The following is a 12,158-nucleotide window of genomic DNA, read 5'->3' as shown; positions in this document are numbered from 1 at the left end:
TATATTTGTCGCCCGATAAACCGAATTTAAAGCATGGAAGCATTTTACCGTACACACGCTTATCTCGTAGAGCATACCAATGCCCCCGTACGCCGCGACCTAATGGACGAAATAGACTGGAATGACCGTCTTATCGGTATCAAAGGCACAAGAGGCGTAGGTAAGACTACTTTCTTGCTGCAATATGCCAAAGAGAAATTCGGCACAGACCGCTCCTGCCTCTTCATCAACATGAACAACTTCTACTTCTCCGGACATGGCATCGTGGAGTTCGCCGCCGAATTCCAGCGCCGCGGAGGAAAAGTGCTGTTGATAGACCAAGTATTCAAGTACCCGGAATGGAGCAAGGAACTGCGTATGTGCTACGACCGCTTCCCCAACCTGAAAATCGTGTTCACCGGCTCGTCCGTGATGCGTCTGAAAGAGGAGAATATGGAGTTGCGCGACATCGTGAAGAGCTACAACCTGCGCGGCTTCTCCTTCCGCGAATACCTGAACCTGCAGACGGGCATGAAGTTCCATGCCTATCCGTTGGAAGAAATCCTGAGCAACCACGAACAGATAGCCAAAGGCATCCTCTCCAAAGTACGTCCATTGGACTACATGCAGGACTATATGCACCACGGCTTCTACCCTTTCTTCCTCGAAAAGCGTAACTTCTCGGAGAATCTGCTCAAGACAATGAACATGATGGTGGAAGTAGACATCCTGCTCATCAAACAAATTGAGCTGAAATACCTTTCGAAGATAAAGAAATTACTATATTTGTTGGCCGTGGACGGGCCGAAAGCGCCGAATGTCAGCCAACTGGCAAACGACATACAGACCTCCCGCGCCACAGTAATGAATTACATCAAGTATCTGGCAGACGCACGACTCATCAATATGGTCTATCCGAAGGGAGAAGAATTCCCCAAGAAGCCGTCGAAGATAATGATGCACAATTCAAATCTGATGTATTCCATCTATCCCGTCAAGGTGGAAGAGCAAGACGTACTGGACACTTTCTTTGCCAACACAATGTGGAAGGACCACAAGGTGAACAAGGGCGACAAGAACATCTCGTTCATGGTAGATGAGGTGATGCCTTTCAAGATTTGTCCGGAAGGAACAAAGATAAAGAATAATCCGGGAGTTACTTATGTACTGCATAAGGCAGAAATAGGCCGAGGCAACCAAATACCTCTCTGGTTATTCGGTTTCTTGTATTAAGAGAGAGATTTTTTTACTTAAATAAATAATTCAATTTAGTTATGACTAAACAGAAGAAATTCATTACTTGTGATGGTAACCAGGCTGCTGCACATATCTCGTATATGTTCTCCGAAGTAGCTGCCATCTACCCCATCACCCCCTCTTCTACGATGGCTGAATACGTAGACGAATGGGCTGCCGCAGGTCGCAAGAACATCTTCGGCGAAACAGTATTGGTACAGGAAATGCAGTCAGAAGGTGGTGCTGCAGGTGCCGTCCACGGCTCTCTGCAAGCCGGTGCGCTGACTACTACTTACACAGCTTCACAAGGTCTGTTGCTGATGATCCCGAACATGTACAAGATTGCCGGTGAATTCCTGCCTTGTGTATTCCACGTATCAGCACGTACATTGGCAAGCCATGCACTGTGTATCTTCGGTGACCACCAGGACGTTATGTCTGCACGCCAGACTGGTTTTGCCATGTTGGCCGAAGGTTCTGTACAAGAAGTTATGGACTTGGCAGGTGTTGCCCACCTAGCCACCATCAAGGCCCGTGTTCCGTTTATGAACTTCTTCGACGGCTTCCGTACTTCTCACGAAATCCAGAAGATTGAAATGTTGGAGAACGAAGACCTCGCTCCGCTTATCGACCAGGAAGCTTTGGCTGAATTCCGCGCACGTGCATTGAACCCGATGAACCCGGTTGCCCGTGGTATGGCCGAAAACCCCGACCACTTCTTCCAACACCGTGAATCTTGCAACAACTACTATGAAGCAGTTCCGGCTATCGTTGAGGAATACATGAACGAGATTTCCAAAATCACAGGCCGCAAGTACGGTTTGTTCGATTACTACGGTGCAGAAGATGCAGAACGCGTTATCATCGCCATGGGTTCTGTAACGGAAGCTGCCCGCGAAGCTATCGACCACCTCGTTGCCAATGGCGAAAAGGTAGGTTTGGTTGCCGTTCACTTGTATCGTCCGTTCTCTGCCAAGCACTTCCTTGCCGCCGTTCCCAAGACTGCCAAGAAGATTGCCGTACTGGACCGTACGAAAGAACCGGGTGCTAACGGCGAACCGTTGTACCTCGACGTAAAAGACTGCTTCTACGGTGCAGAGAATGCTCCGGTTATCGTAGGCGGCCGTTACGGTTTGGGATCCAAGGACACTACTCCCGCGCAAATCCTCGCCGTTTACAAGAACCTGGCTATGCCGATGCCGAAGAACCACTTCACTATCGGTATCGTGGACGACGTTACCTTCACTTCTCTGCCCCAGGAAGAAGAAATCGCATTGGGCGGCGAAGGCATGTTCGAAGCCAAATTCTACGGTTTGGGCGCTGACGGTACAGTAGGTGCCAACAAGAACTCTGTGAAGATTATCGGTGACAATACCGACAAGCACTGCCAGGCTTATTTCTCTTACGACTCCAAGAAATCAGGCGGTTTCACCTGCTCGCACCTGCGTTTCGGTGATACTCCTATCCGCTCTACATACCTGGTAAACACGCCTAACTTCGTGGCTTGCCACGTTCAAGCTTACCTGCACATGTACGACGTAACCCGCGGCTTGCGTAAGAACGGCTCTTTCTTGCTGAACACCATCTGGGAAGGCGAAGAGCTTGCCAAGAACCTGCCCAACAAGGTGAAGAAGTACTTTGCACAGAACAATATCACTGTTTACTATATCAATGCAACCCAGATTGCACAGGAAATCGGTTTGGGCAACCGTACCAACACCATCCTGCAATCCGCATTCTTCCGTATCACCGGCGTTATTCCGGTTGACCTGGCTGTAGAACAGATGAAGAAATTCATCGTTAAGTCTTACGGCAAGAAGGGTGAAGACGTTGTCAACAAGAACTACGCAGCAGTTGACCGTGGCGGCGAATACAAGCAACTGACCGTTGACCCGGCTTGGGCCAATCTGGCAGACGACGCCAAGGCTGAAAACAACGATCCTGCATTCATCAACGAAGTGGTTCGTCCTATCAACGCACAAGACGGTGACTTATTGCCGGTATCCGCTTTCAAGGGTATTGAAGACGGTACTTGGGAACAAGGTACTGCCAAATATGAAAAACGTGGTGTAGCTGCATTCGTACCCGAGTGGAACGCTGAAAACTGTATCCAGTGTAACAAGTGTGCATACGTTTGTCCTCACGCTTCCATCCGTCCGTTCGTACTCGATGCTGAAGAGCAGAAGGGTGCCAACTTCACTCAACTGAAGGCTGTAGGTAAAGCATTCGACGGCATGACATTCCGTATTCAGGTAGACGTTCTCGACTGTCTGGGTTGCGGCAACTGTGCCGATGTTTGTCCGGGCAACCCGAAGAAGGGTGGCAAGGCTCTGACTATGAAACACCTCGAAAGCCAATTGCCGGAAGCTGCCAACTGGACCTACTGTGCTGAAAACGTGAAGAGCAAACAACATTTGGTTGACATCAAGGCCAACGTGAAGAACTCTCAGTTCGCCACTCCGTTGTTCGAGTTCTCAGGTGCTTGCTCCGGTTGTGGTGAAACTCCGTATGTGAAGCTGATTTCCCAGTTGTTCGGTGACCGCGAAATGGTAGCCAACGCAACAGGATGTTCTTCCATCTACTCCGGTTCAGTACCTTCTACTCCTTATACCAAGAACGAAAAGGGTCACGGTCCTGCTTGGGCTAACTCATTGTTCGAGGACTTCTGCGAATTCGGTCTGGGTATGGAGCTTGCCAACGAAAAGATGCGCGCACGTATCGTGAAGGCTATGGAAGATGCCATCGCAGCAGAAGGAACTCCGGCTGAATACAAAGAAGTATTCCAGGCTTGGATTGAAAACATGTACGATGCAGACAAGAGCAAGGAACTGGCTGAAAAGATTATTCCGATGGTAGAAGCTGCCAAAGACAAGTGCGACAGCTGCAAGACTATCGCCAGTCTGTCTCAATACCTGGTAAAACGCAGCCAGTGGATTATCGGTGGCGACGGTGCCTCTTACGACATCGGTTACGGTGGTCTCGACCATGTAATCGCAAGCGGTAAGGATGTCAACATCCTCGTACTGGATACTGAGGTTTACTCCAACACAGGCGGTCAGTCTTCCAAGGCTACCCCGGTAGGCGCTATCGCCAAGTTTGCCGCTGCCGGTAAGCGTGTACGCAAGAAAGACCTCGGTCTGATGGCTACTACTTACGGTTACGTATACGTTGCCCAAATCGCTATGGGTGCCGACCAGGCTCAGACTTTAAAGGCTATCCGTGAAGCAGAAGCATATCCCGGTCCGTCACTCATCATCGCTTACGCTCCGTGTATCAACCACGGTCTGAAGGCAGGTATGGGCAAGAGCCAGGCAGAGGAAGAAAAGGCCGTTAAGTGCGGTTACTGGCACTTGTGGCGTTACAACCCGGCTCTGGAGGCTGAAGGCAAGAATCCGTTCACGCTGGATAGCAAGGAACCGGATTGGAGCGGATTCCAAGACTTCCTGAAGGGTGAAGTTCGTTACGCATCCGTAATGAAGCAATATCCGCAGGAGGCCGACGAGCTGTTCAAGGCTGCTGAAGAAAACGCTAAATGGCGTTACAACAGCTACAAGCGTCTTTCCAAAGAAAATTGGGGCGCTGAAGTTACAGAGTAATTCCGATTACTAAATAAAGAATAGAGGCTGCTCCTGAATAAGGCGTAGTCTCTATTTGTTTTTAATTAACAATACTAAATATCACAGGTTATGATTGGATTTATCATTTGGATTATCGGTGTGGTTCTGTGTGTCAAAGCCGTACTTGAAATCATGAAGTGGCCGGTAGACGGCGTGAAGAAACTATTAGTTGCAATTATCATCCTGCTCACAAGCTGGATTGGAATCTGTGTTTACTACTTCTGGGGAAGGGAAAACCTGCCTCAAATACTGAAATAAGTTCCAGTATCATTTACAGAAGTAAACAGACGTGTATTAAGAACAAGGGGGATAGACAACAGCTATCCCCTTCTTTTCAGAAACTCGGTAGGACTCTCCCCAAACTGTTCCTTATAGCATTTCGTGAAATAGGAAGGTGACGAAAAGCCCACTTCATAGGCAATCTCCGCTACCGTCATGTCAGAGGAGGCAAGCAGTGAGGCAGCCTTTTTCAACCTCATCTGGCGCAGCAGCTCATTCGGCGAATAGTTGGTCAGCGATTTCAGCTTACGGTAAAGCTGCACACGGCTCATACCCATATTCCGTCCCAAATCCTCCACATTGAGTTCCGCATCTTTCATCCTCTCCTCGACAAGCGATTTGAAGCGGGAGACGAAACCCTTATCCAAATCACTGATGGCTTCCTTCTCGATAGTCTGGTTATCTCCGAAGAACTGCCTCAACTGACGGCGGTTTGCAATAAGATTGCGGACACGAGACAAGAGCAACTGCGAATTGAATGGTTTGGAAATATAAGAATCGGCACCGCCATCATAGCCCTGGATACGCTGTTCGTCCAGCGAGCAGGCCGTCAGCAGAATCACCGGGATATGGCATGTCTGCAACTCTCCCTTCAAGCGGCGGCAGCATTCCACACCATCCATACCGGGCATCATTACATCCGAGATAATCACATCCGGCACATACCTCATGGCCAGCCTGATACCCTCTGCCCCGTCCGCCGCATCCAATACACGAAATTCGTTCGATAACAGCGACTTCACATAGCTGCGGATATCCGCATTATCGTCAATTACCAGCACAGTAGGACAATCGGCCTCAACCACCTCTTCGCCTGCTTTCACTTCCGTATCTATCAAGGTGGACGACACGTCCTGCTCTTCGGCAGGCAACGTCACTATGGTGGGATGGTACTGCGAAACATCCTGCTGCGGGAAAGTAACGATGAAAGTAGTGCCTTTCTCGTCACTGCGTGCCGTAATGTTACCGCCATGCATCTCTACAAAGGCACGTACCAGCGCCAGTCCGATACCGGTACCGGCTTGATGCCCGTCCACTTGATAGAAGCGCTCGAAGATGGCTTCCACATCGGTCGAAGAAATGTAGCTGCCGGAATTGAAGACGGACAGACTGTAGTTCTGTTCCGACTTTAACAACCGTACGGTGATTTTCCCGTTCTCCGGCGTATACTTCACGGCATTGGAGAAGAGATTGAAGTAAATGCGCTCCATCTTCTCCGCATCCGCCATCATCCGGAAGTCCGTATCGGGAGATGCCTCAAAGCTGAAAGCAATATGTTTCTTCAGCAACGCCATGCGGAAAGAGTCGTTCCAGCCCCGGAAACTGTCGAGCAAATCAAAAGGTTCGAGATGGAGCTCCATGCGCCCGTTCTCCACCTTTCGGAAATCAAGTATCTGGTTGACCAGGCGAAGCAGGATATGCACATTCTTTTTCATCAGCTCGAGGAGCTGGCGCGGCTGTCCGTCGAGGGTGCGGTTGGCAAGAAGCTGCTCTATGGGATCGGCTATCAGCGTCAGCGGAGTACGGAAATCGTGCGAAATATTCGTGAAGAACACCAGCTTGGCATGCGTAGCCTCCTCCAGTTCATGGGAAAGCTGTTCCAACTGCGACTTCTGCACTTCCAACAGTTCCTTCTGCTGTATCAACTGAGTTTTCTGTTCTTCCAGTTTCTTTTTCTGCATGGACAGCTCACGGTTCAACCGGTTCTTGGCACGCAAGGAGAGGTAGACAGCCACCAACAAACCGACCAGCAACAATAGGGCAGACAGACTGCCGTACAAGACAACCTGCTGCGTGGCATAACTGGCCAAATACTGGTTTATCTTTCCGTTCAGGGTTTCTATCTTTCCATCCAGGGTGCCGATGTGGGCGGTCTGCATCTTCATGATGAGAGCATTGTCGTGGTCGACGACGGAAGTGCCCAGGATAGTTTCACGGGGGAAATCACGCTTGTTCAGGATATCCATGGCAATCTGCATCACGCGGTCGCCACCGGTAGGATATATAAACGTGGCATCCAGTTCGCCGGCAAGCACTTTCTCCACTCCGTAGTCTTTGCCGGGCAGGGCGTCTATGCCGATAAACCGCATTTCCTTCTCCCGCCCCTTGCGGGCAGCGGCAGCATAGGCTCCGGCCGCCATACGGTCATTCTGCGCATACACCAGGTCGATATGCGGAAAGCGGCTCAGCAGGGTATCCATTTTCTCTCCGGCCTTGAGTTGCAACCAGGCACCGTCTTCAGCGGCCAGCAACCGGATACCAGGATAATCGGATATAGCCTTCACAAATCCTTGATGACGGTCTACGGCAGGTGTGGAACCCACCAAACCGGAGATTTCCACCACATCTCCCTGCCCATGCAGCACATTGGCCACATACTCTCCCACAGCTTTCCCTATCTCGTAGTTGTCTGCACCGACGTAGGCCGTGTATTTGTCCGAAAGGATTTTACGGTCCACTACAATCACCGGAATGCCCCGGTTGTATGCCTCCTCCACAACCGGAGTTATCGGAGTGGCTTCATTAGGGGCCACAATCAGCAGGTCCACCCCTTCGGCTATCAGTTCACGAATATCTTTTGCCTGACGGTCATTATCGTCGACGGCAGTACGGATGTCCACCTCCACATCCTCGTAGAAATGGGCTTCACGGAGTATCTCACTGTTCATCTGGCGCCGCCATTCATCCTCGCTACATTGGGAAACGCCGATACGGAAACGTGCCTCGCGCCGGGAGCAGGCAACCGCCACTCCCCAAAGCACGAGCAGAAAGAATAAAATCCGAAGGTTATGCTGTCTCATCTTCACTTTCCTCTGATTTAAGATTGCAGATGAGCAAAGATAACGAAAAATGTGAAAAGAATAAGAAAAATCTATGCCAGCCTTTCTTTCAAGGCCACCGGCAATTCCGGCATGGCACCGCTCTGGGTACATACATAGGCAGAGACTTCCACCGCCAGTTTATGGGCATCGGGCACCTGCTTCCCGCTGAGAATGGCAGCGGTGAAGGCTGCCGTGAACGAGTCACCGGCTCCAACGGTGTCCGCCACCGGTACCTTGGGCGTCTCCTGGAAGGAAACCACTCCCGGAGTGAACACATAGCTGCCGTTCGTTCCGCAAGTCAAGATAAGCATCTTCAGGTTATATTTAGCCAGCAGAATCCAGCATTTGTCCTGCAAGTCGATGCCCGGGTAGCCGAAAATACGGCTGATGGTCACCAGCTCCTCATCGTTTATCTTGAGGATGTTGCAGCGGCGCATGGATTCGCAGAGTATCTCTTTGGTATAGAACCCTTGGCGGAGATTGATGTCGAATATCTTCAGTTGCCCCTCCGCATCGGGCATCGTGTCGAGAAAACGGTTGATGGTGATGCGGCTTGTTTCACTGCGTTGCGCCAAAGAGCCGAAACATACGGCACGCGTGTTCAGTGCCAGACGCTTCAGTTCGTCGGTAAAGGGAATGTTGTCCCAGGCCACGCCTTCTTTTATCTCATAGCACGGCACGCCCACGGCATCGAGCGTCACCTGCACCGTTCCCGTGGGGTAAGGCACGCGCTCAATCTGCGTGCGCAGCCCCTTCCGGGCGAACACATCCAGAATCTCGTCCCCATCCGCATCGGCACCTACGGCACTGACCACACGGCTGTCGAAACCAAACTGCGATGCATGGTAAGCAAAGTTTGCCGGAGCACCGCCTATCTTCTTTCCTTCGGGGAGGCAGTCCCACAGAGCCTCGCCCATACCTACTATTATCTTATTCATAATATTATATTGTTTAATGAATGATATATTTTATTCACGGCAAACTCAATGTCCTACCCACTGCAAACCTAATAAAAAAGTTCCTAACTATAGAATGAAAAGTTGCCAATTATCTATTAAAAAGTCTCTAAGAACTAAGGATTATCTCTATCCCAAGGCTTGGGATAGACATCCGCAACCTTGGGACAGATATCCGCAGCCTTGGGATATGTGTCCGCAGCCTGCGAACAAAGATTACCGCTTCATACGCAGCATATAGAAGAACAAGTACACTACCCCTACCGTCATCACAGCCACGGCACCGCTTTGTCCTACAGCATCACTTGCCAAGCCCATTGCTATCGGAAATACCGTACCGCCGAAGAGCCCCATAATCATCAAGCCGGAAACCTCGTTCTTCTTTTGTGGCATAGCAAGCAACGCTTGGGAGAAGATAACCGGAAAGATGTTCGAATTGCCGAAACCGATAAGGGCAATGCAGATGTATATCATTGCCTTTTCATGGAAAACGAACAACCCTACCATCGCAGCCAACATACATAACACGCTGATGCCGAAGAAGGTTCGGGGAGCCATCTTCTGAAGGATGAAGGCTCCGAGAAAGCAACCCGCCGTGCGGAAGATGAAGTAAAGGCTGGTGGCAAAGCCGGCATCGGCCAGCGTCATGCCCAGACGCTCCATCAGGATTTTGGGCGCTGTGGTATTCGTACCTACATCAATGCCCACATGGCACATGATGCCCAGGAAGCAGAGAAAGATAAACGGCTTGCCCAGCAGAGCGAGGCACTCCCCGAAGGTGGAAGGGCGTCCCTCTTCCTTTTCCTCGCGGATGGAAGTACCGCTCAGCCAGAGAATGGCAATCACCGCAATGACCATATAGACCGGGAACAGCACCCTCCAGCCCATGCCCAGAGACGGAATGGCCTGCGTAGCTCCCCACATGGCGATGTATGGAGCCAGAAACGAAGCAATGGCTTTTACAAACTGTCCGAAGGTGAGCGAACTTGCCAGCCGCTCGCCGCTTACGATATTGGAAAGCAGCGGGTTGAGCGACGTTTGCATCAGCGCATTGCCGATGCCCAGCAATGAGAACGAGAGCAGCATCAGCACATAGCCGTCTCCGAAAACCGGGAGAAGCAAAGAGGCAAACGTGATGACAAGGCTGAGAAGCACCGTCTTCTTGCGTCCGATGCGGTTCATCAGCATACCCGTAGGTACGGAGAAGATGAGGAACCAGAAGAACACCAGAGACGGGAATATGTTGGCTTGCGAGTCGGTCAGGTTCAAGTCGGCCTTCACGTAGTTGGAGGCGATGCCCACCAAATCCACAAAGCCCATGGCGAAGAAGCAAAGCATGACCGGAAAGAGCTTTGCCAAGGAAGAATTCTTAGTATTTTCCATGCTGAAGATTATTATCTGTTATTTTAATCCGAGTTTGTACACAGTAAACGAGGTGACATTGCAGCTTCCACCTTTAGCATAGAAACTGATGCGGTTGTAAGGTTCCGACGGGAATACAAGATTTGTCATGGCAAAACGTCCGTCGTTGCCAAACGCTTCAATGCTCGACTTGTCTACGAACAAGCGGAGTTTCATTTCATTGCCACCCTCGACAGGAGCCACGGTCACTGCAGGGAAGTCCTTGCTGAACGACACCTCACCACTCTTGATACGGTCCATGGTGAACGTCTTTTCCGCCAGGTTATAGTACATCTCCACCTCCTCGCCTTTCGAGTTAAAGAGCTGGAATCCTATCACATCCGCATCCTTGTTCTTGATGGTCATTTCGATTTCATACGTTCCGGAATTGTCATTCAGCAGTTTGTCCAGATTATACGTGCGGTCTACCTTGAAAGCACGCTTCTTGCTGCCTTTATCCCTCAGTTTCAGCAATTCGGGAGACGGGGTTACCTTTACATAGGTTTCACCCTCCGAGGTATAGAGCGAAAGGTCGCGCGGCACGGAGTTGGCACTACGGTATTGGCGGGTGGGCACATCGTTGGCATATTGCCAGTTGCTCATCCATGCCAATGCAATGGCACGTCCTGCAGGAGCATTGCTCCAAGTGACAGTTGCATAATGGTCTTTTCCCCAGTCCATCCATTTCGTCACTGCGGGAGACTCGTTCACGAATCTCTTTCCGTCAAATGTCCCCACGAAATATTGTGTGGCAGAGCCACCGAACGGTCCACCCGGATTGAGGTTACAGACGAGTACCCACTTCTTCAGTTCCGTACCTTCAACCGGCAGTTCAAGCAGGTCGGGACACTCCCAGACTCCGCCGTGAGCACCTTGTCCTTCACCGAATTTGCTCTCCAGCGTCCAGCTCTTCAGGTCGGCAGAAGAGTATATCTCCATTTCCTGCCCTACGGCAAGAACCATGATCCATTTCTTGGTATCTTCGTGCCAGATGACTTTAGGGTCACGGAAGTCGCGCTGCGTGGAAGTCAGGATGGGATTTCGCGCATACTTCTTGAAGGTCTTTCCGTTGTCAAGGCTATAGGCCATGCTCTGCACTTGGCGGTCGCTTGCCGATGTATAGAAAGCAATGACGGCACCGGCACCGAACCCGGCCGTATTATCCTTGTCGACAACACAAGAGCCACTGAAAATTGTTCCCAGCGCATCGGGCGAAATAGCATCTCCGTGATGTTCCCAAGTGACGAGGTCCGTACTGGTGGCATGTCCCCAATGCATGTTCCCCCACATGGAGCCGTAGGGATTATGCTGGTAGAACAAATGGTAGACCCCGTCTTTGTAGAACATTCCGTTAGGATCATTCATCCAACCGTAAGCCGGGCTGAAATGATACACCGGACGGTACTTCTCCCGGTTCGAAACATCGAATTCATCCGACAGTTTCATTTCTTCCCAGCATAAGGCCGAATCCGGAATAAGCTGGAAGTTGAAAGAGAGATGTTTATTATCGAAGCCGGTCAAATCGACCGGAACAAAATAGTCAACCTTATTGACTGCCAATCGCACGTTCATACTGCGTACAACATCATTGTCCGCTATCATATACAATTTTGCCTCCGGAGAAGCCTCTTCCACCGGCAGCAGCAAAAACTTCTTCTGCTCGTCAATTTGGACGATACTCTGTCCGTCACCCAGATGTTTAATCACGAAAGGAGGATTTATGGCCTGGCATGTAAAGACAGCCACGGTAGTTCCTAATATAAATACGGTAAGCGTCCTTCTGATTGTCCGCCAAAAGTCTTTTAAATGAATCATGTTTCTGTTGGTATTAAATTAATTATGTTTTTCTAGCATGCAAAGATACGCCA

Annotated in this window: 7 protein-coding genes; 3 read left to right on the top strand and 4 right to left on the bottom strand. The window is 50.4% G+C overall.

Annotated features, from left to right (window positions below; all coding sequences use genetic code 11):
• Positions 1-33: 33 nt before the first annotated feature.
• The 3 genes from DW096_RS03835 (at position 34) to DW096_RS03825 (ending at position 5,090) form a co-directional block, all read left to right on the top strand.
• Positions 34-1,212, top strand: coding sequence for an ATP-binding protein (locus DW096_RS03835; RefSeq protein WP_005826292.1), 1,179 nt, complete (start codon positions 34-36; stop codon positions 1,210-1,212).
• A gap of 41 nt (positions 1,213-1,253) precedes the next feature.
• Positions 1,254-4,811: a pyruvate:ferredoxin (flavodoxin) oxidoreductase gene (nifJ, locus tag DW096_RS03830; RefSeq protein WP_005826291.1), complete on the top strand. Its 3,558-nt coding sequence runs from the start codon at positions 1,254-1,256 to the stop codon at positions 4,809-4,811.
• Positions 4,812-4,901: 90 nt separating this feature from the next.
• Positions 4,902-5,090, top strand: coding sequence for a hypothetical protein (locus tag DW096_RS03825; protein ID WP_005826290.1), 189 nt, complete (start codon positions 4,902-4,904; stop codon positions 5,088-5,090).
• A gap of 62 nt (positions 5,091-5,152) precedes the next feature.
• Here DW096_RS03825 and DW096_RS03820 read toward each other — a convergent pair whose 3' ends face one another.
• From DW096_RS03820 to DW096_RS03800, 4 genes are all read right to left on the bottom strand, one after another.
• Positions 5,153-7,912 carry a substrate-binding domain-containing protein gene (locus DW096_RS03820; protein WP_120028790.1) on the bottom strand — a complete coding sequence of 920 codons (2,760 nt, stop codon included), beginning with the start codon at positions 7,910-7,912 and terminating at the stop codon, positions 5,153-5,155.
• A 71-nt stretch (positions 7,913-7,983) separates the two neighbouring features.
• Positions 7,984-8,871 (bottom strand): carbohydrate kinase, encoded by an 888-nt coding sequence (locus DW096_RS03815; protein ID WP_005826288.1) that lies wholly within the window; start codon positions 8,869-8,871, stop codon positions 7,984-7,986.
• A gap of 234 nt (positions 8,872-9,105) precedes the next feature.
• Positions 9,106-10,272, bottom strand: a complete 1,167-nt coding sequence (locus DW096_RS03805; protein WP_035449592.1) for an MFS transporter — start codon at positions 10,270-10,272, stop codon at positions 9,106-9,108.
• Between the two features lie 18 nt (positions 10,273-10,290).
• Entirely contained in the window at positions 10,291-12,105 is a 1,815-nt protein-coding gene (locus DW096_RS03800; protein WP_117703677.1) for a GH32 C-terminal domain-containing protein, read from the bottom strand.
• Positions 12,106-12,158: the final 53 nt, after the last annotated feature.

The sequence above is a fragment of the Bacteroides sp. AM07-18 genome, from assembly GCF_003602695.1.
Taxonomy (GTDB): Bacteria; Bacteroidota; Bacteroidia; order Bacteroidales; family Bacteroidaceae; genus Bacteroides; species Bacteroides uniformis.
The sequence above is the reverse complement of the archived record's forward strand: the minus strand, read 5'-3'. Positions and strand labels throughout refer to the sequence as shown.

What these genes read in the sequence shown, in the direction of transcription:
- DW096_RS03800 (WP_117703677.1), bottom strand. Translation starts at nt 12,105, where the DNA reads ATGATTCATTTAAAAGACTTTTGGCGGACAATCAGAAGGACGCTTACC.
- DW096_RS03835 (WP_005826292.1), top strand. Translation starts at nt 34, where the DNA reads ATGGAAGCATTTTACCGTACACACGCTTATCTCGTAGAGCATACCAAT.
- DW096_RS03815 (WP_005826288.1), bottom strand. Translation starts at nt 8,871, where the DNA reads ATGAATAAGATAATAGTAGGTATGGGCGAGGCTCTGTGGGACTGCCTC.
- DW096_RS03805 (WP_035449592.1), bottom strand. Translation starts at nt 10,272, where the DNA reads ATGGAAAATACTAAGAATTCTTCCTTGGCAAAGCTCTTTCCGGTCATG.
- DW096_RS03820 (WP_120028790.1), bottom strand. Translation starts at nt 7,912, where the DNA reads ATGAGACAGCATAACCTTCGGATTTTATTCTTTCTGCTCGTGCTTTGG.
- nifJ (WP_005826291.1), top strand. Translation starts at nt 1,254, where the DNA reads ATGACTAAACAGAAGAAATTCATTACTTGTGATGGTAACCAGGCTGCT.
- DW096_RS03825 (WP_005826290.1), top strand. Translation starts at nt 4,902, where the DNA reads ATGATTGGATTTATCATTTGGATTATCGGTGTGGTTCTGTGTGTCAAA.